This window comes from Clostridium mucosae (assembly GCF_024622765.1).
Taxonomy (GTDB): Bacteria; Bacillota; Clostridia; order Clostridiales; family Clostridiaceae; genus Clostridium.
On the sequence record NZ_JANKAF010000017.1, the window covers coordinates 35,106 to 57,600 of the forward strand.

Consider the following 22,495-nt stretch of genomic DNA (forward strand, 5'->3'; position numbering starts at 1 on the left):
TTTAATAGAATTATGCTTTGTTAACTGATCCGAATAATTCCATTTTTTCTTTAACTGTAGCTTTTATAGCTTCAAATCCTGGAGCTAAAAGCTTTCTTGGGTCAAAGCCTTTTCCTTGAAGGTCTTTTCCAGCTTCAATATACTTTCTAGTACCTTCAGCAAATGCTAATTGACACTCAGTGTTAACGTTGATCTTAGCAACACCTAAAGAAATAGCTTTCTTAATCATTTCTTCTGGAATTCCAGTACCACCATGTAATACTAGAGGAACATTGTTTGTAACATTGCTTATAGCTTCTAAAGCATCAAAGCTTAATCCCTTCCAGTTTTCAGGATATTGTCCGTGGATGTTACCAATACCAGCAGCTAACATAGTTACTCCTAAGTCAGCAATTGCTTTACATTCAGCAGCATCAGCAATTTCGCCTGCACCTACAACTCCATCTTCTTCTCCACCGATTGAACCAACTTCTGCTTCTAAAGAAAGTCCTTTTTCAGAAGTTAATCTAACCATTTCCTTTGTCTTAGCTATGTTTTCATCGATTGGATAGTGAGATCCATCAAACATTATTGATGAGAATCCAGCTTCCATAGCTTTTAAAGCTCCTTCATAGCTACCGTGATCTAGGTGAATTGCAACAGGGACAGTGATGTTTAACTCTTCCATCATGCCATTTACCATTCCAACTATAGTCTTGAAACCACACATGTATTTAGCAGCTCCTTCTGAAACTCCTAATATAACAGGTGAATTATTTTCTTGAGCAGTTTGTAAAATAGCTTTAGTCCATTCTAAGTTGTTAATATTGAATTGACCTACAGCGTATTTTCCCGCTTTAGCCTTGTTTAACATTTCTTGTGCTGAAACTAACATGGTATAAACCTCCATAATTTTAAATTTTATTACAATATAAGCTGTAAAGCTAAAATATATCAAGAATATATATTCTACATATTTATTCTTGTCAATAGTATTATAACCCAAAATAAATTTAATTGAAACAAAAAAATTAGAAATTAATTTCTAGTGTATAAATATTATGGCTATTTAACTAAAATTTATTAAACCATTGTTATAAATTGCGACTTAAACATAATGATATGTATTAACTTTCCGATTTTTATATAATATCTAGTTATCTTAGCCTTTATATTCGCAATTTATATTAGAGGTTAAAAAATAATAAGTTTTAGTATAGAATATATAATGAAGAAATGACTGGGGGAAGTGCAATGAAAAATTTAGAACTAGTAATATTTGATATGGATGGATTAATATTTGATACAGAAAGACTTTCTTATGAATCATGGAAGGAAGCTGCAAAGGAATTTAATATAGAATTTGATTTAAATTTGCTATATAAATTACTTGGAACTAATCATGAAAGTGTTAGAAATACTTTACATAGTGAGTTTGAAAATAAAATAAATGTTGATAATTATATAATGGAAAGAAATAATATTTATTTATCAAAAATAATGAATGGTGAAGTAGAAAAGAAGAAGGGAATAGACGAGTTATTAAAATATTTAACTGATAAAAATATAAAAAAAGCTGTTGCTACATCTTCAAATAGGGAAGTAGCTTATAGGCTTTTAAAAGAGGCTGGTATTTATGATTATTATGATTATATATTATGCGGAGATGAAGTCAAAAAATCTAAGCCAAATCCAGAGGTGTTTTTAAAAGTTGCAGAAAAGCTAGATATACCTGCAAATAAATGTATGGTACTAGAAGATTCAGAAGCAGGAACGATAGCAGCAAGTAGGGCAAGAATGATTCCAGTTATCATACCAGATTTAAAAGAGCCTAGTGAAGATATTGAAAAGTTAGCATTTAAAAAGCTAAATAATTTAGAAGAAGTAGTTAATTTAATTGAAACTTCATTTTAATTTTGAAGGAAAATATTTTTCAATTAATAACATGAATAATTATTAATAAAATCATACTAAATAATTTATAAACTTATTTAAATAAATAGAAATGTTTTTTAGTGAATAGGAAAATTATAATTATATATTATTCTTATATAAGTTGCAAAAATAATAAATTTATTTAAATATTCTTTAATAAATATAATTAGATAAATATAAAAATTATTGCAACTTATATATCTAAATTATTTAAGAAATATTATAGGTGGTGTACTAATGGAATATGTAAATGATATAAATATACAAGAGGCTGTCATACATATTGTTGATTCTAATGGGGATGAAGCAATTCTAAATGAATATAACCTTGAATTAAATGAAGAGACATATAAGTTTCTGCATAGACATATAGAAAAATGTTTTAAAGATGAGGAATTAAAATATGCAGTTTTTAACCAAGAAAGAAATATAGTAAAAGAAGTAGTTCAAGATTATTTAAATGGAATAGATAACAATTTAATAGGATTATCACAAGAGCTTGCAAGGCAATTGTTTATAATAATGAAGGCAAATGTAAATATCCCTTCATGTGATTTAATAATAGTTTCATTAATTACAGATCAAGGTCCAATGATTGGTATACTTAAGATGGATTATGTTAAGAATTTTACTCACCAAGTTGGGTTTAAAGAAAATAAAATAGGAATAGATATAGTTCCACAATCAGCAGGACTTCCAGGTAGTAGTCAAAGGATACAAAAAGCAGCTTTTATTAAACCTATAAGAGAAAATCAAAGATATGATTTAATGGTTATAGATAAGCAAAGAAAAAATAAAGAGGAAGAAGAATATGGAGCAAATTACTTTATAAGCAACTTCCTAGGATGCTCAATAATTAGTAGTGAAAGGGATATGACTAAAACATTCCTAAAAGCAGCTGAAAATTGGACTAGAAGTAATATAGTAGAAGATGCAGATAAAGCAGAGAGAATAAGGACTACTGTTAAAGCAAAGTTAAAAGAAGAAGATACTATAAATATAGATGAGCTTTCTAATGAGCTATTTAAAGAAAATCCACAAGTAAAAAATGATTTTTCAACTTTTGTAAAAAGTCATGGCTTAGAAGATGAAGTTGCTGTAGATAAGCAATGGGTTGAAAAAAAGTTAAAGAGAGTAAGACTAAAAATTGACAAAGATATAGATTTATACATAAATGAAGAAGCTTATCATGATAATACTAGATTTGAAATACAAAGAAATGGTGATGGAAGCATCAATATGATAATAAAACATGTTATTAATTATTTAGAGAAGTAAGAAGATTGCAAAGCAATTTATTTAGTGAAAAGTTAATAGTGAAAAGTTTGGGATGTTTTGCTAGTAAAAACTTAAATTCCAAGTGTTAGACAGCACTTTTAATAAAAAGGACAGTATCTAGATTTACGTAAATTTAGATACTGTCCTCTTTGCTAATATTTAGATTTTTATATTCAACATGGTTGAATTATTTTACTAATTCTTTCACTTTTTTATTCTTCCACTTTTCACTATTTTGTTTTGCAAAATCCTACCATTCACCCGGATAAGCTATAATAGTAACGGTTACTGTTCTTCTACCAAATGCAATGCACTCTGCTTCAGAATTCATATATAGGTCTATTTTATTGCCTTTAATAGCACCACCTGTATCAGAAGCTATTGCATATCCATAACCTTCAACATGAACTTTGGAGCCGAGGGGTATTACACTTGGATCAACTGCAACTGTACTTAGTCCATTAGGATCATGTACTGGTTTAAGGCCTGTTGCAGTAAAGCCATGTCCAGTGTAAGCTGTAGCAGTCATAGAATACGATCCTAAGCTATTATTAGTATTGTTATTGCTATTGTTGTTACTACTATTGTTAGTACTAGCATCCCCCATAAAATTGGAAGTTGGCGGTGGAGTTTCACTTAAGGCTATTTTTTCATTGCCTAAAGCAATTGCAGCATTAGCTAATCCTATAACATAATCACTATTAAGCTGAGGTAACATATATTGTAATGTGTTAACTGCATCCTGAACTTCTGAAATTGATGAAGAATCTGAATTTATAATTGATAATGGATGAGAGATTAATTTCTCTTCGTTAGCTTCAATTATATTCATTATTTCATCTTTTCTAGAATTTAAATCATCTAAAAGTTTTTGTTGTTCTTCCTTTTTCTTGCTTACTTCATTTAAGTTATTCTCAATTGATTCTTGAAGTTTTTTTAAGTCAGATTGCTTTTTTTCAATTTCTTTAGCATTTTTATCAAGAGTTTCCTTTTTTTCATTTATTTCAATAATCATTTGTTTGTCAACTGAAATTATTTTGCTCATAGCTTGTACTCTATTAAGCATATCAAAAAGATTTTCAGAAGTTACTAAGTAAACAATCATATCTGTAGCCATATTACTTTTATACATGGAACGAACACGTCCATCAATAGTTTTTTGTGTTTCTTCAATTTCTAGCTTTGCTTCTTCAATTTTGTGGTTAATAGTAATTATTTCATTTTCTGTATCTTCTATTTTAGAATTATTTTCTGTTAATTGAGTATTTAAATTTTCTATTTCAGTATTTAACTTACTAATCTCAGCATCTAATTCTATTGTTTCGTCATCTAATTGTTCATATTTAACTTTATTCTCTTGAATAGTTTGAGTATCCGAAGAATTTGGTTCTGCTAATACTAAATTGCTATTGTTGAAAATTAATAACAAAATCATACTTACAGATAATAAAGCTTTTTTTGTCAAAAATATACACCTCCAATTAAAACTAAGCAAAGGCTACAATAAATTATATAGGTTGTCCATATAATATTCTTATGATAGTGTATATCCTACAATAAATATTGGATGTTGGCAAGTTTTATGTAGATATCATGGAATAAATGGTATATAGTGAGAATTTATTATAATATATTTTAATTTATAAAATGTTTATAAGAAAATAATTACTATTAACTTCTAATTGGAGTGAAAGTAGTATATTTGCAAATTGCGAGTTAGGTGATATGTATTAACTTTCTGATTTTCATATAATGTAAAATATAATTCTTAATTATGGATGTAATAAGAGAAGTCCAAGCGCTTAAATAAACCCATGGACTTCTTTTATTTTTATTATTTTTCCTTTATTAATTTAACTAAAATAGCTTTTTGAACATGAAGTCTATTTTCAGCTTCTTCAAAAATTGTATCTGCATGCTTTTCTAGTATTTCTTCAGTTATTTCCTCTTCTCTATGTGCAGGTAAACAGTGAAGAACTATAGCATCATCTTTAGCAAGAGACATAAGTTTAGAGTTTACTTGATAAGAAGAAAAGGCAGCTAGTCTTTCGCTAGCTTCATTCTCTTTTCCCATACTAGCCCATACATCAGTTATAACTACATCAGCATTTGTAATAGCTTCTTCAGGATTATCAACTATTACAAAGTTTAAATTATTATTTTTAGCAATTTCTTTTCCTTTTTCTATATAGTGATCTTTAACCATATAATTTTTGGGAATAGCTAGAGAGATGTTCATTCCAACAGTTAAGCAACCGACTATAAGTGATTGTGCCATATTATTACCATCACCTATATAAGCTACTTTCAAACCATCAAAAGTATTTTTATTTTCTCTAATAGTCATTAAGTCAGCTAAAACTTGGCAAGGATGTTCATCATCAGTAAGACCATTTATTATTGGAATACTAGAAGATTCAGCAAGTCTCTTTACTTCATCTTGAGCAAAGGTTCTTATCATTATTCCATTTAGATATCTAGACAATACTCTAGATGTATCCTGAATAGGCTCCCCACGGCCTATTTGTAAGTCACTTGAGCTTAAAAATAATGGGTACCCTCCTAGTTGATACATGCCAGCTTCAAAAGAAACTCTTGTCCTAGTAGAAGACTTTTCAAATATCATTCCAAGAGTTTTACCTTCAAGATAATGATGTTTAATACCATGTTTCAATTCATATTTTAATTGATCCCCAAGATTTAAAATATCAAGAATCTCCTCCTTAGATAAATCCTCCATTTTAAGTAAATCCTTATTCATAAAAACCCCCATTTTTACAATTGATAATGCACAATGCACAATGGATAATTAATGATAAACCTTTAGAGTTTAGAAAATATATTCTTAATTCAGCTGTGCTGAATTATTTCAATAATTATTAATTTTCAATTGTCCATTATCAATTGTTATTACTCATTGCTTAATATTGCATTTATTATTTCTATTCCTTTTTTTATTTCTTCTTTTGTTATTATCAAAGGTGGTAGTAGCCTAACGACATTTGGTCCAGCTGTTAATACTAAAAGCCCTTTTTTTAGTGCTTTCTTTTGTATTTCTAAAGCTGGTATTTTTAGTTCTAATCCTATCATTAAGCCTTTACCTCTAACTTCTTTAATTAAATTTGAATCTATATCTTTAAGTAAAGAAATTAAGTACTCACCATTTTCCGTAATTTCATTTAATTTAGAGTTAGTACAAATGGTATCTAAAACAACCAATGCTCCAGAGCAAGCCACTGGATTTCCACCAAATGTTGTACCGTGGTCACCAGGTTTAAAGACGTTTGATAATTTTTCATTGCATAGAAAACCTCCTATAGGTAAACCTGATCCTAAGCCCTTAGCAATGGTAACTATATCCGGATTTACATCAAAGTGTTGATAACCAAATAGTTTTCCAGTTCTACCTATTCCACATTGAACTTCATCAAATATTAAAATAATATCTCTTTCTTTACATATTTTATAAACTTCTTTTACAAATTTATAATCTAAAGGATAAATTCCACCTTCACCTTGAATTGCTTCCATCATAACAGCACAAACATCATTAGATAATTTATCATTGAAATCATCTATATCATTTGCTTTAAAATGATCAAATCCCCCAGGAAAAGGAAAGAAATAGTTGTGAAATTTATCTTGTCCAGTTGCTGTTAAAGTTGCTAAAGTTCTACCATGAAAAGATTGCTTTAATGTAAGAATTTTATTTCTATTAGCTCCATATTTATCAAAACTATATTTTCTAGATAATTTTATAGCGCCTTCATTAGCCTCAGCACCAGAGTTACAAAAAAATACTTTACTCATTCCTGAAAGAGTAGTTATTTTATCAGCTAACTTTAAAGTAATCTCATTAAGAAAAATATTTGATATATGTTGCAAAGTACAGGCGGTATTAGATATAGCTTTGCTCCATTCAGAATTCCCATAACCAAGGCTATTTACCCCGATTCCACTTGTAAAATCTATATATTCATTTCCATTATCATCATATAGCATACAGCCATTACCCTTAACTAAATTCACAGGAAGATAAGAGTAAGTTGACATTAAAGATAAATCATTAGACATATAAAAACCCCCATAATAATTGTTAATATATCATTGTTCCTATTCCTTCTTTTGAGAGTAGCTCTAAAAGTATTGAGTGGGGGAGAGTGCCATCTATTATATGTGCTTCTTTTACTCCCATTCTTATGGCTTCTATACAACAATCAATTTTAGGAATCATACCACTTTTTATTATTCCATCCATTTGTAGTTTTTTTATTTCATGTAGTCTTAGTGATGATATTAATGTAGCTTCATCATTTGGATCTATCATTAATCCAGGAACATTTGTAAGCAGCATTAATTTTTCAGCTTTTAGCGCTGAAGCTAATTTAGATGCACAGATATCTGCATTTATATTATAAGTTTGAGTGCAATTCTCGCTTGTTGCAATTGATCCTATAACAGGAATGTATCCTGATGATAATAAAGTAGTTAGTAGAGTTGTATCAATAGATGTTATTTCTCCTACAAATCCGAGATCAATTGATTTTTCTAATTTTCTTGCTTTTATAAATGAGGCATCTATGCCACATAAGCCGAGTGCTTTTCCAGCAGCGCTTTCTATTAAGCTTACTATGTCTTTATTTACCTTACCTCCTAAAACCATTTGAACTATTTCTATAGTTTTATCATCTGTATAACGTAGACCATCTATAAATTTACTTTCTTCACCTATTTTATTCATAAACTCTGATATATGAGGTCCACCTCCATGAACTATAACAGGTTTTATTCCTACACATTGTAATAATACTATGTCAGTTGCAACACTTTTCCTTAGTTCATCACTAGTCATTGCATTTCCACCATATTTTATTACTACTATTTTACCTGATAATGATTGTATATATGGAAGTGCTTGAGTTAATACTTTTGCATGTTCAAAATAATTCAAAACTTAATACCTCCAGTTAACTTCTGTAGTCACCATTAATTTTTACATAATCATAGCTTAAATCACATCCCCAGGCAGTAGAGGAGAAGTTGCCATCATTCATGTTAATATGGATAGTAATTTCATCTTTTAATAATATTTCTTTGGCTTTAACTTCATCAAAGGAAAGTCCTATACCATTTTTACAAACATCAATTTTATCTACAGAGCTTTCAAATGTTAAATCTATTTTGTTTGGATCTATATTAATTCCTGAGTAACCAAGAGCACATAAAATTCTTCCCCAATTAGCATCACTACCAAACATTGCTGTTTTTACTAAAGGGGAGTTTATAACACTTTTAGATAATATTTCTGCATCTTTTTGAGATCTGCAATTATAAACAACACATTCAAGAAGCTTACTTGCACCTTCACCATCTTTAGCGATCATTTTAGCAAGAGTTATATTAATTTTATTCAATGCTTCAATAAATAAGTAGTAATTTGTATCTTTTCTTTTAATTATTTCATTATCAGCAAGACCATTAGCTAATATTAAAACCATGTCATTTGTACTAGTATCACCATCTACACTGACTCTGTTATAACTTATTTTTGTGCTTTCTTTTAAAGCTTCCTGAAGCATTTCTCCAGAAATATTTAAATCGGTTGTTATAAAAGAGAGCATAGTTCCCATATTAGGTTCTATCATTCCAGAACCCTTTGCCATAGCTCCAATAGTTATTTTTTTGTTACCTATCATGAACTCTAAAGATAGCTGCTTTTTATAAGTGTCAGTTGTCATTATTGCAGTGGCAGCATCATCAAAACCATCTTTTGATAATCTATCTGTAAGCATTGGAATTCCATTTTTTATTGCATCTATATTTAAAGGAATTCCTATAACACCTGTTGATGCAACTAAAATATCACCTGTTTTTAGTTTAAGAGCCTTTGCTTGAAGTTCAGTCATTCTTTTAGCTTTTACTAATCCATCATCCCCATTGCATGTATTAGCATTTCCACTATTTATTATTATTGCTTGAGCTTTTTTATTAGATAAATGTTCCTTAGTTATATAAATAGGAGCTCCCTTAACTTTATTTTTTGTATATACTCCAGCAGCTGTGGCTGGGACTGTTGAATAAATAAGTGATAAATCTAGATTTAAGTTATTTTTCTTAAGTCCACAATGAATTCCAGATGCAAGGAAACCTTGAGGAGCAGTAATTCCATTTGTAGTAATTAATTGCAATTGTAAAACCCCCTTATTACAATTAAAAAATTAAAATTAGTTTCCAGAAGAAACTAATTTTAATCCGTCTGTTTCTTCAAATCCCATAATTATATTCATATTTTGTATTGCTTGTCCCGCAGCTCCTTTAATCATATTGTCTATTGTGCTGATGATTATTAGTCCATCACCTCTATGATTTAAATGTAATGATATATTGCAATTATTTGTGTATTTAACATCTTTTATAGAAGCTGTATCACCAAGTGGAAGTATATTTACAAAAGGCTCATATTTATAAAAGTTAGAGTATAAATTATGAATATTTTCAATAGTTGTTTTTTCTTTGGGATAGCAGTATATAGTTGATAATATACCTCTATTTATTGGAAGTAGGTGAGGAGTAAAGGTAATATTTACATCCCCTTGTGCTATATCTGATAGGCATTGTTCTATTTCTGGAGTATGTCTATGAGAACCTATTCCATATGGAGAAAAGTTTTCATTTAGTTCTGGATAGTGAGACTTTAATGCAAGACCTCTTCCAGCACCTGTTGCTCCTGATTTTGAATCGCATATTATATTATCTAATTTAATTAATGAGTCTTTTAGTAAAGGCATTAATCCAAGTTCTATCGAAGTAGGATAGCATCCTGGATTAGCTATTATTTTATATTCTTTAATTTTTTCTCTGTTATGCTCAGGAAGAGCATAAATACTTTTTTTATGAAGATCCTTATATAAAAAATCTTTTCCATACCATTTCTTATAATCTTCTTCGCTTTTTAATCTAAAGTCTGCCCCAAGGTCTATAAGTACTTTATTTTCCTTAGAAACTAATTCTGCAATTTCCTCACTAAGACCATGAGGAAGTGCAGCAAATATAATATCACATTTATTTATAACAGCATTTTGGTTTTCACAAATTAAGTTTGTAACACCATATAGATTTTTATATATAGAAGATATTGGCTCACCTTCATAAGAAACTGAACTTATAGCTTCAATAGTAACTTTAGGATGATTTAATAAAAGCCTAAGTAGTTCAACTCCTACATAGCCAGTTGCCCCAATTATTCCTACTTTAAGCATTTTAAATCCTCCTTAGTATTTTTTATTGATTCTAAAAGTAAATTTAATTGAATTTTTACTGAAGAGGAACTTGGACCGCCAAAAATCTTTCTCTCTTCAACACAATTTACTAAATCTATTGCAGTATATATATCTTCTTCAAAAATAGGTGAGAAGTTTTTAAATTCATCTAATGAAAGATCATCTATGGCCAAATCATTTTTTATACAATAAAGAACTATTTCACCAACTATTTCATGTGCCACTCTAAAAGCTAAACCTTTTTTTACTAGATAGTCGGCAACATCAGTAGCATTTGTAAATCCACTAGAAGCTCCTTTTCTCATGCTTTCTTTATTAATCTTCATAGTATTTAACATTCCAGTGAAGGTTTTTAATGATAAAATTGCTGTATCTAAGGCATCAAATAAAGCTTCCTTATCTTCTTGCATATCTTTGTTATAAGCAAGAGGAAGCCCCTTCATAACAGTAAGAAGTGTTATTAAATCACCATAAACTCTTCCTGTTTTTCCTCTAACTAATTCTGCAACATCAGGATTTTTCTTTTGTGGCATTATGCTGCTACCAGTACTATATTCATCAGATAGTTCAATAAAGCTAAATTCATTTGTTGCCCAAAGAATAATTTCTTCAGAAAATCTTGATAAATGCATCATTATCATAGATAAGGTTGATAAAGCTTCTATTGCATAATCTCTATCTGAAACTGAATCTAAGCTATTTACAGTAAGAGAAGCAAAGCCTAAGTCTTTTGCTATCATATGTCTATCAAGGTTATAGGTTGATGTAGCAAGAGCTCCACTACCTAATGGCATTTGATCCAATCTTTTATAACAATCAAATATTCTACCTAAATCTCTTTTAAACATTTCAGAATATGCTAATAAATGATGTGCAAAGGTTATAGGTTGTGCCTTTTGCATATGAGTATATCCTGGCATTATAGTATTTACATTATCATTAGCCTTTTGATAGATAACTTCTTGAAGAGATAGAATATTATTTACTAAATCTTTTAAGGCACTTTTTAAATATAGCTTTGTATCGAGAGTTACCTGATCATTTCTGCTTCTTCCAGTATGAAGTTTTTTTCCTTCAGCACCAATATAGTAGGTTAATGTTCCTTCTATAAAACTATGGATATCTTCAGAAGCTTCATCTATTTTGATAACTCCGTTTTCGAATCTTTTTAATATTGTTTCTAGGCCAGCAGCTATTTTTATACTATCTTCTTTTGGGATGATATTTTGTTCTCCTAACATTTTTACATGAGCTAAACTACCTAAGATGTCTTCCTTATACATTCTTGAATCCACTCGTATTGATGAGTTAAAATCATTAACTAATGAATTAACTCCTTTTTCAAATCGTCCGCCCCAAAGTTTCATATTTATTTACCAGCTTTCTTTAGTGTTTCATTCATTTTTGCTTTAACTGTTATAGGAAGACCAAATAAGTTTATAAACCCAGCAGAATCTTTTTGATCATATACAGCATCTTCTCCAAATGTTGCATACTCTTCGCTATATAAGGAGTAAGGAGAAGTCATTCCAGCATTTATTATATTGCCTTTATATAATTTAAGTTTTACTTCACCAGTAACAGTTTCCTGAGTTTTTTCTATAAATGCGGTTAAAGCTTCTCTAAGGGGAGTAAACCATTGGCCGTTATAAACAATTTCTGCAAATTTTAATGCTACAATTTCTTTGTAGTGAGAAGTTTCCTTATCAAGGCAAATTTCTTCTAAATCTTTATGAGCTTTGTAAAGTATAGTTCCAGCTGGGGTTTCATAAACACCTCTGGATTTCATTCCAACTAACCTATTTTCAACCATGTCAATTATTCCAATGGCATTTTCTCCACCTATTTTATTAAGCTTTTCAATTAAAGTAACACCATCTAATTTCTCACCGTTTAATTCAACTGGAATACCTTTTTCAAATTTTAAAGTTATATAAGTTGATTTATCAGGTGCTTTTTCCAATGTATTTGTTAGCTCTAAGATTTTATCATAGTTTGGCTCATTATTTGGATCTTCTAAATCAAGGCCTTCATGACTTAAATGCCATAAATTTTTATCTTTACTATAATTAGTTTCGTAGCTTATTGCTATTGGAATTTCTTTATCCAAAGCGTATTTAATTTCTTCTTCTCTAGATTTTATATCCCAAATTCTCCATGGAGCTATTATTTCCATGTCTGGCGCAAAGGCTTTAACAGCAAGCTCAAATCTTACTTGGTCATTTCCTTTACCAGTACATCCATGACAAATAGCATCAGCTCCTTCAGCTAAAGCTATTTCAACTAATCTTTTACCGATTATTGGTCTTGCAAAAGATGTACCAAGAAGATATTTTCCTTCATAAATAGCATTAGCCTTAATAGTAGGGAAAATATATTCATTAACAAACTCATGAGTTAAATCTTCTATATAGCACTTTGAAGCCCCAGTTTTAAGTGCTTTTTCTTTTAGACCTACGAGTTCATCCTTTTGTCCAACATTACCAACTACAGCAATAACTTCACAGTTATAATTTTCTTTTAGCCAAGAAATAATTATTGAAGTATCTAATCCTCCTGAATAGGCTAGTACAACTTTATTAATTTTTTTCATATATTAAAGCCCCCTTGTATATTGCTAAGAATAAAAGAAAGAATATTTATAAATAGCAACAGTATATTTATTACTAATAAAAATTTGTTTGATTTATATGCTTCAATTATCTATTTAATTATCAAACATTTATATTTAAAAACATTTATAGATTTATTTGATAGAATTAGCAATATTGAAGCCATATTTGTTTAGATATTATATAGGCTACTAAAATATTAAAAGTAGTCAAATAAAAATATTCATATAGTTTGCGAGAAAACTATGTTTATAATTATACAGCTTATGGTATAATTATGCAATAGTATATTTGAATAATTATTCAAATATTTCGTATAAATCTTGCGCGATAATAGTATGTATATGACATTGATGCATTTTTATGAACTAGTTTATGAATGTTTTTTTATTTAAAAATTTAAAAATATGCTGTCACACAATTAAAATTAAAGGGATGTCAAAGACATCCCAAGTAATTTTTATTTCATATAAGCTTTGCATGTTTATAATTAAGTGTAAATTAAAATAAGATCAGATTGAATTAAAAAATTATTTTAAAATAAATTTTGTAAATTAGGCTTTTGTAGATCTTTTAAATGTTCGGCTGCATATCTTACTACATGAAGAGTTGCTAATGATTCAGCCTTATCTTCACCTTTTATATAAAGAGTTAACTTTAGGGATTCATTCATTAATGAATCATAATCAACATGATTTAGATATATTGCAGGAATATCAGCTTTTTCCTTAATTAATGATAATAGTTCAACTGAACTTTCATATGCTAAATATTCTTCGCCTTCAGCAAGAAGATCTTCTATTTCTTCACATTTTATCATTACATCATCACAAAGTGATACAAATTTAGTATCAAGAAAAAATAATCCTGTAATTAATACTATAAATAGGAGTATAGAAATAATGCTGTTTTTCATTAATTATCCTCCTTATCTGTATGAAGTTGGTAAATAAATTTACCTTTAGTATCTGTCATTGCAATTAACACATCTTTAATTGAGTTAACCTTATGTTTCTTTAGTTCATTTTGAATCCACTCATCAGTTTTATTTCCGGAAGTTAGTGCATTTCTATTTATTCTACCATCTAAAACATAAATAATAGGTAGTCTAGGCTCAGATGAACTAGTATTTTGAGAATTTGAGATTCCATCACTAGATTTATTAGAAGTTAGAAAGGACATTTGTCCGTTATTTTCTAATATACCAAATTCAATTTCACTTAAGTCAAAATATCCAGCAAGTCTTATTTCTTCCATAAGTTCATCTAAGTTAATTTGTTGTTTTTTTAGAGTTTCAAAATTTATTTTACCTCTATTTATTAATATGCAAGGTTCACCCTCTAAAATTTTCCTAGCTTTTTGGCTTTTTAGTTGAATTAATGATAATACCGTCTTAATAAATAGTAAAGTTATAATAGGAATAACGCCTAATATTAATGGTAATCGTGTATCTTGCATCGGTAATGCAGCTAAATCTGAAATCATTATAGTAATTACAAATTCATAAGGCTGCAATTCTCCAATTTGTCTCTTTCCCATTAACCTAACTACTAATATAACTAAAGCATAAAGAAAAATTGTTCTAATTAGTACAATAAACATAAAACCACCTCGTAAGAGATATTATTTGTATAAATGCATAGATTTATTCTTATATTAATAAGGTGAGTATTATATGAGTATTAATAAGGTAGTATTATGTAAGATATTTTTATAGATTTTTTGAACATTCAGTATATAATATTAAATAAGGATATTTAGAAAATATTGACAAAAAGTTTAGCTGGAGGAGGGCAATTATGAGTATTTTTAAGATAAAATACCAGGGCAAAGAATATGATGTTCAAGAGGGTATTACTTACAAGGAATTTATAGACACTTCACTAAAAATAGATTCAACGGATGTAGCATTATGCAGAGTAAATAGAAAGTATCATGAGTTGTTTAGAGTTATAGATAGAGATGGTGATATAGAATTAATAATGTTTGATAGTACTATAGGATATAAAATTTACACTAGGACATTACAGTTCATTTTTATAAAAGCTACTTTAGACCTTTTCGATAATTCAGTTATAACAATTGAACATAGTCTTGGAGAAGGGGTATTTGGTGAACTTCATAAGGAAGAAGTTTTAAGTACTGGAGATATAGATAAGATAAAGTTGAAAATGAAAGAGATTATCGAAAAAGACTTACCTATAAATAAGATAAGAGTAAAAAGAGAAAAAGCTATTGAAATATTTAAGGGATATGGAATGGATGATAAGGTTTCTTTATTAAATCATGTATCTTTTGAAAATGTAAATTTATATGAATTAGATGGAAGATATGATTATTTCTATGGTCAAATGGCATATTCAACAGGAGTGATTAAAGCATTTGATTTAATGTATTATGAGCCAGGATTTGTATTAAGATATCCAGAGAAAGATAATTTAAATTCTGTATCTGATTTTAAGGAAAATAGAAAGTTATCTCAAATTTTTATGGAAACAGAAAGATGGCTTAACATTCTAGGCGTTGGAGAAGTTGGCTCATTAAATGACAAAGTTGAAAATAGAGAGTTTAGAGATTTAATTATGGTTTCTGAAGCTTTGCATGAAAAGAAAATAGCACAAATAGCTGATATGATAAATGAAAGAAAAGAAACAAAGGTTGTGTTAATAGCAGGGCCTAGCTCTTCAGGTAAGACTACTTTTGCTAATAGATTATCAGTTCAACTTAGAGTAAATGGGTATGTACCAATCCCTATATCATTAGATGATTATTTTGTAGATAGAGACCATACTCCAAAAGACGAAAATGGAGAATATGATTTTGAAAGTATCTATTCTTTAGATTTAGAATTATTTAATTCTAATTTAAGCAGTTTGCTAAGAGGAGAGGAAGTAGAAATTCCAAGTTTTAATTTTAAAAAGGGTGGAAGAGAGTGGGTTGGTAATAAGTTAACCCTTCCAAGCAATGGAATATTATTAATTGAAGGAATCCATGGGTTAAATCCAATTCTTACGTCATCAATTTCAGATAATCAAAAATTTAAAATTTATATATCTGCACTAACTCAATTAAATTTAGATAATCATAATAGAATAGCAACTACTGATATAAGAAGAGTAAGAAGAATCGTTAGAGATCATTTATCTAGAGGGTATGGAGCAGAACAAACCTTGAAGATGTGGCCATCTATTAGAAGAGGAGAAGAAAGAAATATTTTTGTTTTCCAAGAAGAAGCTGATGTTATGTTTAATTCAACTTTAGTTTATGAATTATGTGTATTAAAGAAATATGCACTAGAAGAGCTAGATAAAATTGGTCAAGACAGTCCAGTTTATTTAGAAGCAAGTAGACTAAAATCATTTTTAGGTTTCTTTAAAGAAATAGATAAGGATTATGTACCAACTAATAGTATATTAAGAGAATTTATAGGTGGAAGCGTATTTTATAAATACTAGAAAAGTGAAAGGATGAAAGAGTGAGAGAATGAAAGAATTTAGGAAATAATTTACCTTCGTTAAATTATGAAAGTGTAAAAAATCTTAAAAATTTTTATTTTATTTTTTTCATTTCTTAACTTTTTCATTCTTAAATTACTTATGGGGGTTTTTATGGTATTAATAAATGATTATAAAAAAGTAATTATAGAATTAACTGATGATGATTTCATTTATAAAAGTTTTTTTAGAAAAGTAAAAATAAAAAAATCAGATATTAGAAGTGTTTTTTATGATGAAGGCTATTTAGGAATACTAACTTATAGGGGGAAAATTTACTCGTTAAGTTTGGGTTCTCTTTTATGGAGTGAAAAAGGTAAGCTTGAAGATTTAAGAAAAGAGCTAAATAAGGAGAATATATTATTTGATTACACTAATACCAAAGTTTTTAAAGAAATTTTTCCTTTTTATTTAATTTCCATTTCTATTATAAATCTTATAGAAAAGCCTAGATTTGCGATATTAATATTTTTAATTTTTATTATAGGAATAATATATAGTAGAAAGGTTACTATATTTGAAAACAATGTATTTAATATTGATAAAGATGAATTGGAAGTTATAAGAAGAAAGAGTATACTTAAGTATAAAAGGCACGAAATAGATAAGATTAAATTAAAAAGAGAGTTAAATGGTATAACTACTATTTACTTTAAGAAAAATGGTAATAAGTTTAGACTTTATTTTAAGGATAATCCTTACTTAATAAAAATATATGATTTAAGTTTAGTTAAACTCTTTGGTTAATATTTTTTATGTAATAAGTTATAAAATTAAATAGGTATAATAAATAATCAATATATTCATTTAATTAAAAGAGTGAAGCATTTATATTTAAGTTTTATATAAATTAGTAAAATACTAAATTTATTCATATACTATAATTTATTAGGTGTTCTACTTATACATTTAATAAGTAATAGCTCGTATAGATTTTTAATTAATTCCAATATATAATATGTATAGCAAAATTAAATACAAAAGGAGAAAAAATCATGAGTGGCATGGGTGTTTTTGATATATTAGGCCCTATAATGGTAGGACCATCTTCATCACATACTGCAGGAGCAGCAAGATTAGGTAAAGTTGCTCGAGCAATTGCAGGTGATGATGTTATAGAAGTGACATTTTTATTACATGGATCCTTTGGAAAAACCTATAAGGGACATGGTACTGATAGAGCTTTAGTTGCAGGAATAATGGGAATGGATCCTTCAGATGAAAGACTTAGGGATTCACTTGAAATTGCAAAAGAAAAAGGAATAAAAATAACATTTAAAGACGAAGATTTAGGAGATTATCATCCTAATACTGTTAGATTTTTAATTAAGTGTAAAAATGGTAAAGAGTGTGATGTTATAGGAAGTTCAATTGGTGGAGGAAATATTGAAATCGTTGAAATAAACGGAAATAAAGTTAAATTCACAGGTGCTTATGCAACGATAATAACTTCCCATAGAGATATACCTGGAACTGTAGCAAAGGTTACAAATATTTTATATGATAATAAAGTTAATATTGCATTTTTAAATTTAGGCAGAAGTCAAAGAGGTAAAAATGCAACTATGACATTTGAAGTTGATAGTAAAATTTCAGATGAATTAATAGAACAAATAAAAGAAGTTGAAGGAATAGAAAAAGTAATCCTTATTAATAAAGTTGAGGAGGGTGAGTAGTTTGGACATAGCAAAATCTGGAGAAGAACTTGTACATATATGTGAAGAAAATTCAATTTCATTAAGTGAATACGCAATTATAAGAGAAATGGAAGATAGGGATATTTCAAGAGAAGAGGTATTTCTAAAAATGAAAAAGACTTTAGATGCCATGAGAAGTGGTGCAACTGAAGCAAGAGAAAAAGAAGTATATTCAGTTAGTGGGCTAATTGGTGGAGATGCATATAAAATGCAACAATATTTAAAAAAGGGAAACTCTTTAACTGGAGATACTATGGTTTTAGCGATGGCTATGGCATTATCATCATCAGAAGTAAATGCATCAATGGGGAAAATAGTTGCATGCCCTACTGCTGGTTCTTGCGGTATTTTACCAGCTGTTATTTTAACAGCTGGAGAAAGGCTTGGAAAAAATGATGAAGAATTAATGAGAGCATTATTTGCATCAGCAGCAGTTGGAATGATAATTGGAAGAAACGCAACTTTTGCAGGTGCTGAAGGTGGGTGCCAAGCCGAATGTGGATCAGCGGCAGCGATGGCATCAGCAGCAGTTGTAGAGATGATGGGTGGAACACCAAAAATGTCATTAGATGCAGCTGCTATAGTATTTAAAAATATATTAGGCTTAGTTTGTGATCCAGTTGCTGGATTAGTAGAAATTCCATGTGCTAAAAGAAATGCTTCTGGAGCTATGAGTGCATTATGTACAGCAGATTTAGTAATGGCAGGTGTAGAATCTAAGATACCTTTTGATGATGCATTATCTGCAATGTACAAAGTAGGAAGAAGTTTACCAGCTTCATTAAGAGAAACTGCACAAGGTGGCGTAGCAGTAACAAAAGCTGGATTAATGTTAAAGAAAAAAGTCTTTGGAGACAATTAAATATCGTGATAAATATAAATAGAGTATGCTTATTTCGCATGCTCTATTTATATTTATCCACTAATATTTATTAATAAATATTTAGGAAGCGAAAGTGCACAAATTAATAGTTAATAGTGAAAGAGTTAAGGAGGTTTTACTACGTAAAACTTAAAGAATTAATTTGTGTAAAGCACAATATAAATTAAAAATCCCTTAAGGATTTTTCTATAACTCTATCATTTTTTCATTCGGCTTTCCTAAAATTAATGCAATAACTTATTCATTCTATAATTTTTCATTTAGCGAATATGAATTATCACCTTAATTCTTCGGCGTAAATTATTAATTATCCATTGAGTTTCCGTTCATCATATCTATATAATCCTCACCATAATTATGCATAGCCTGAAGTACAGGCATTATTTTTTCTCCAACAGCAGTTAGGCCATATTCAACTTTGGGAGGAACTACAGGATAAACTTTTCTGTAAATTAAATTGTCTTCTTCTAGGCTTCTAAGTTGATTTGTAAGCATTTTTTGAGTAACATTAGGAAGCTTTCTTTTTAAATCACTAAATCTAAGCGGTTCTTTGCATAAATACCATAGTATTAATATTTTCCATTTGCCAGAAATTAGCTTATGCACCAAAATCATTGGACATATCTCATGAGAGTTATTTGATTCGTTTATATAACAATCATTATGAGTTATTGAGAATTTCTCCATATAATTTCTCCTTATCTATAACATAAATTTCACAAAATTTAATCACAATAAAAATATAAGTTATACTATTTTAATTGAGAAGCAGTATCAATTTGGATACTATGTATAAAAAAAGTGTCTACTTGAAAAAAAAGAATATTTAAACTAGTATTTATATTATAGCAAAATACAAGTATATTACCAATGGTAATTACTATTAGGAGGACAAAATGAATAAAGTATTATATATAAAAGCAAATATTAAACCAGAAGGACAATCAAGAACATTTAGAATATCAGATAATTTTATAGAAGAATATAAAAAGAACAATCCAAATGATGAAGTAACAGTTTTAGATCTATATAAGGAAGGAATTGACTTTTTAAGACCAGAAGATTTAGCAGCTGTATTTGGAGAAAAAACTGAAGAGAGTAAGAAGCACCCAATTTTAAAATATGCTTATCAAATAGCTGAAGCAGATAAGATTGTTATTTCTACACCAATGTGGAATTTAGGAACACCAGCAATAGTTAAAGCTTATTTTGACTATGTAAGTGTAACAGGAATAACTTTTAAATATACTGAAAATGGTCCAGTAGGATTATGTAAAGCAACTAAGGCTTTAATAGTTTCTGGAAGAGGTGGAGATTATTCAAATCCAATAACTAAAGACCTAGAAATGGGAGAAAGATATTTAAAATCTATTTTAACATTCTTTGGTGTTAAAGATATTAAGAGCGTTGCTGCTGAAAACTTAGATGTATATGGAATAGATGTAGAAAAGATTGTTACAGATGAAATAGCTGAAGCAAAAGAAATAGCAAAGAATTTTTAATTTAAAGATTTAAGAAGAGATTCTAAGGATCAATAAAATAGATTAATTTCATCACTTTAAAATAGTTTTATTTTATGAATAGTATAACTTATAAAGCTAATAATAACTTTGTAAGGTGGTGATTTTAATGGATAAGAACCCAAGTATAAAATGTACAGTTGAACAATGTAAGTATAATAATACAAATGAAAAATATTGTACATTATCAATGATTCAAGTTGGAACTCATGAAAAAAATCCAACTCAAGTAGAATGTACAGATTGTGATTCTTTTGAATTAAGATAATAATTTTTTAGAATTACAAGCTAGATATTGGATTTAAATTAAATAAATCTAAGAGAAAAGAGAAAGGATAATTCCTTTCTCTTTTTATTTGTAAAATATATTAAATCTTATGACAAATAATTAGTGAATTTAAGAAGAATTATAGGAAATATTAAATTCATAAAATGGATAAAAATAAAGAATATAGGTAAAAATAATATTTGATATAAAAATGAAAATGTTATTTAGATTTATAGTTAACATTTTATAGAAATCCTTTTAGGAGGAACTATGAAAGAGATAGAAGATATTTTTACAGAATTATTAAAGATAAGTATAAGCAAATACATAATTGCAGGTATAGTCATAATTATAGCTTTAGCTATAAACAAATATATAATAACTAAGATTTTTGATTATATAATTAGGATAGTAAAGAGAACTAAAAATTTTGCAGATGATAGCTTGGTAAGGGCGTTGGAAAAGCCAATCAAGCTATATATAACATTATATTCTTTTTATGCATCATTAAAGATTATAGATTTCGATGGTCTGAATGTTAATACAGTTACAAGTGATAGATTAAAAAAAATATTTATAGTTATAGTAATATGTTATTTCTTTTACAATTTAACTCTAGAAAATTCTCTCTTATATACAAGAATGCATAAAAATGATGGAGGAAATACAATAGTATTTCCTTTTGTATCTATAATAATAAGATTAGTTATTATAGTGATAGGGGTAAGTTGTGTAGCTAGGGAATTTGGTTTTACGGGATTCATAGCTGGTCTTGGAATTAGTGGTGTAGCATTTGCACTAATGGCACAAGATACTTTTTCTAATTTATTTGGTGGAGTTATAATAGTATTAGATAGACCTTTTGCAATAGGTGATTGGATACAAACATCTCAAGTTGAAGGAATAGTTGAAGACATAACGTTTAGAAGCACAAAAATAAGGACGTTTTCTATGGCGGTTGCAACTGTACCAAATTCAAAGCTTGCAAATGAAAATATTATAAATTGGACACAAAGAAAACTAAGAAGAATACATTTTAAGTTCACTATTAAGTTTGACACTGAAGTTGAAAAAATTAAAAATTGCATAAGTAGAATTGAAGAATTATTAAATAGTCATGAAAAAATTGATAAAGATTTAATTATTGTAAGTTTTAATGAGCTATCAACTTATGGATTTGGAGTTTTTGTTTATTTCTATACTAATGAATTAAATTATAAATTATACGAAAAATTAAAAGAAGAAATAAATATGGATATATTAAGAATACTTAGAGAAGAAGAAGTAGAGCTTATGTTCTTTACTTTTAATTTTGGAAATGGATTAGAGAATAGAGGAGCAAATTGTGAAACGGAATGTACAGAACTAGAATCAATAAGAAATATAACTGAAGAAGAAAGAGGAAAATAGGGGAAATTAAAGCAAATGTTAAATTAAATTAATAATATATAAGATAGAAAGCATATTATATATTATTCTTAGTTTAGAGCTCAAGTGGGCATATGTAAGTTTGTTAATTAGTATTAAAAATGTTATGGAATAAGTAACT

21 protein-coding genes are annotated in these 22,495 nt (G+C 28.3%); 9 read left to right on the top strand and 12 right to left on the bottom strand.

Annotated features, from left to right (window positions below):
* Nucleotides 1–10 precede the first annotated feature (10 nt).
* Nucleotides 11–874: a class II fructose-1,6-bisphosphate aldolase gene (gene fba / locus NSA50_RS15665; protein WP_195265176.1), complete on the bottom strand. Its 864-nt coding sequence runs from the start codon at nucleotides 872–874 to the stop codon at nucleotides 11–13.
* Between the two features lie 359 nt (nucleotides 875–1,233).
* Here fba and NSA50_RS15670 point away from each other — a divergent pair, with 359 nt between their 5' ends.
* Both NSA50_RS15670 and NSA50_RS15675 read left to right on the top strand, forming a co-directional pair.
* Nucleotides 1,234–1,893: an HAD family hydrolase gene (locus NSA50_RS15670; protein ID WP_257446561.1), complete on the top strand. Its 660-nt coding sequence runs from the start codon at nucleotides 1,234–1,236 to the stop codon at nucleotides 1,891–1,893.
* A 258-nt stretch (nucleotides 1,894–2,151) separates the two neighbouring features.
* Complete coding sequence (locus NSA50_RS15675; protein ID WP_257446564.1) at nucleotides 2,152–3,192, top strand: nucleoid-associated protein; 1,041 nt, start codon at nucleotides 2,152–2,154, stop codon at nucleotides 3,190–3,192.
* A gap of 250 nt (nucleotides 3,193–3,442) precedes the next feature.
* On the opposite strand, the gene NSA50_RS19835 is transcribed toward NSA50_RS15675, so the two are convergent.
* The 10 genes from NSA50_RS19835 to NSA50_RS15725 all read right to left on the bottom strand — a co-directional run bounded on the left by NSA50_RS19835 (nucleotide 3,443) and on the right by NSA50_RS15725 (nucleotide 14,686).
* Nucleotides 3,443–4,657, bottom strand: coding sequence for a 3D domain-containing protein (locus NSA50_RS19835; RefSeq protein WP_306813964.1), 1,215 nt, complete (start codon nucleotides 4,655–4,657; stop codon nucleotides 3,443–3,445).
* 369 nt (nucleotides 4,658–5,026) lie between these two features.
* Nucleotides 5,027–5,953 (bottom strand): ornithine carbamoyltransferase, encoded by a 927-nt coding sequence (gene argF, locus NSA50_RS15685; RefSeq protein WP_257446567.1) that lies wholly within the window; start codon nucleotides 5,951–5,953, stop codon nucleotides 5,027–5,029.
* A 149-nt stretch (nucleotides 5,954–6,102) separates the two neighbouring features.
* The gene (locus NSA50_RS15690; RefSeq protein ID WP_257446569.1) at nucleotides 6,103–7,266 is read right to left on the bottom strand and encodes an aspartate aminotransferase family protein; all 1,164 of its coding nucleotides are present in this window, start codon (nucleotides 7,264–7,266) and stop codon (nucleotides 6,103–6,105) included.
* Nucleotides 7,267–7,288: 22 nt separating this feature from the next.
* Nucleotides 7,289–8,143 carry an acetylglutamate kinase gene (gene argB, locus NSA50_RS15695; protein ID WP_257446572.1) on the bottom strand — a complete coding sequence of 285 codons (855 nt, stop codon included), beginning with the start codon at nucleotides 8,141–8,143 and terminating at the stop codon, nucleotides 7,289–7,291.
* A gap of 16 nt (nucleotides 8,144–8,159) precedes the next feature.
* The gene (gene argJ, locus NSA50_RS15700; protein ID WP_257446573.1) at nucleotides 8,160–9,380 is read right to left on the bottom strand and encodes a bifunctional glutamate N-acetyltransferase/amino-acid acetyltransferase ArgJ; all 1,221 of its coding nucleotides are present in this window, start codon (nucleotides 9,378–9,380) and stop codon (nucleotides 8,160–8,162) included.
* A 36-nt stretch (nucleotides 9,381–9,416) separates the two neighbouring features.
* Complete coding sequence (gene argC / locus NSA50_RS15705) at nucleotides 9,417–10,451, bottom strand: N-acetyl-gamma-glutamyl-phosphate reductase (RefSeq protein WP_257446576.1); 1,035 nt, start codon at nucleotides 10,449–10,451, stop codon at nucleotides 9,417–9,419.
* Nucleotides 10,439–11,839 (bottom strand): argininosuccinate lyase, encoded by a 1,401-nt coding sequence (argH, locus tag NSA50_RS15710; RefSeq protein ID WP_257446579.1) that lies wholly within the window; start codon nucleotides 11,837–11,839, stop codon nucleotides 10,439–10,441. Before argH ends, argC begins: the two co-directional genes overlap by 13 nt.
* Nucleotides 11,840–11,841: 2 nt before the next feature.
* Nucleotides 11,842–13,065 carry an argininosuccinate synthase gene (locus tag NSA50_RS15715; protein ID WP_195265194.1) on the bottom strand — a complete coding sequence of 408 codons (1,224 nt, stop codon included), beginning with the start codon at nucleotides 13,063–13,065 and terminating at the stop codon, nucleotides 11,842–11,844.
* A gap of 554 nt (nucleotides 13,066–13,619) precedes the next feature.
* Nucleotides 13,620–14,000, bottom strand: a complete 381-nt coding sequence (locus tag NSA50_RS15720) for a DUF4363 family protein (RefSeq protein ID WP_195265196.1) — start codon at nucleotides 13,998–14,000, stop codon at nucleotides 13,620–13,622.
* Nucleotides 14,000–14,686 (bottom strand): DUF421 domain-containing protein, encoded by a 687-nt coding sequence (locus NSA50_RS15725; protein WP_195265198.1) that lies wholly within the window; start codon nucleotides 14,684–14,686, stop codon nucleotides 14,000–14,002. The genes NSA50_RS15720 and NSA50_RS15725 overlap by 1 nt, the downstream gene beginning before the upstream one ends.
* 197 nt (nucleotides 14,687–14,883) lie before the next feature.
* Between NSA50_RS15725 and NSA50_RS15730 the strand changes: the two genes are divergently transcribed.
* The 4 genes from NSA50_RS15730 to sdaAA all read left to right on the top strand — a co-directional run bounded on the left by NSA50_RS15730 (nucleotide 14,884) and on the right by sdaAA (nucleotide 19,137).
* A complete protein-coding gene (locus NSA50_RS15730; protein ID WP_195430049.1) occupies nucleotides 14,884–16,539 on the top strand; it encodes a nucleoside kinase in 1,656 nt (551 codons plus the stop codon).
* A 153-nt stretch (nucleotides 16,540–16,692) separates the two neighbouring features.
* Nucleotides 16,693–17,325 (top strand): hypothetical protein, encoded by a 633-nt coding sequence (locus tag NSA50_RS15735; RefSeq protein ID WP_195430051.1) that lies wholly within the window; start codon nucleotides 16,693–16,695, stop codon nucleotides 17,323–17,325.
* A gap of 248 nt (nucleotides 17,326–17,573) precedes the next feature.
* A complete protein-coding gene (gene sdaAB, locus NSA50_RS15740) occupies nucleotides 17,574–18,254 on the top strand; it encodes an L-serine ammonia-lyase, iron-sulfur-dependent subunit beta (RefSeq protein WP_195265203.1) in 681 nt (226 codons plus the stop codon).
* A 1-nt stretch (nucleotide 18,255) separates the two neighbouring features.
* Entirely contained in the window at nucleotides 18,256–19,137 is an 882-nt protein-coding gene (gene sdaAA / locus NSA50_RS15745; RefSeq protein ID WP_195265205.1) for an L-serine ammonia-lyase, iron-sulfur-dependent, subunit alpha, read from the top strand.
* Nucleotides 19,138–19,461: 324 nt separating this feature from the next.
* Here the strand turns inward: sdaAA and NSA50_RS15750 are convergent, their stop codons facing one another.
* Complete coding sequence (locus NSA50_RS15750) at nucleotides 19,462–19,845, bottom strand: winged helix-turn-helix transcriptional regulator (protein WP_279325039.1); 384 nt, start codon at nucleotides 19,843–19,845, stop codon at nucleotides 19,462–19,464.
* A gap of 209 nt (nucleotides 19,846–20,054) precedes the next feature.
* Between NSA50_RS15750 and NSA50_RS15755 the strand changes: the two genes are divergently transcribed.
* From NSA50_RS15755 to NSA50_RS15765, 3 genes are all read left to right on the top strand, one after another.
* Entirely contained in the window at nucleotides 20,055–20,660 is a 606-nt protein-coding gene (locus NSA50_RS15755) for an FMN-dependent NADH-azoreductase (protein WP_195265207.1), read from the top strand.
* Nucleotides 20,661–20,787: 127 nt separating this feature from the next.
* Entirely contained in the window at nucleotides 20,788–20,946 is a 159-nt protein-coding gene (locus NSA50_RS15760) for a DUF1540 domain-containing protein (protein WP_142690777.1), read from the top strand.
* A gap of 270 nt (nucleotides 20,947–21,216) precedes the next feature.
* A complete protein-coding gene (locus NSA50_RS15765; protein ID WP_195265209.1) occupies nucleotides 21,217–22,356 on the top strand; it encodes a mechanosensitive ion channel family protein in 1,140 nt (379 codons plus the stop codon).
* The last annotated feature ends 139 nt before the right edge of the window (nucleotides 22,357–22,495 follow it).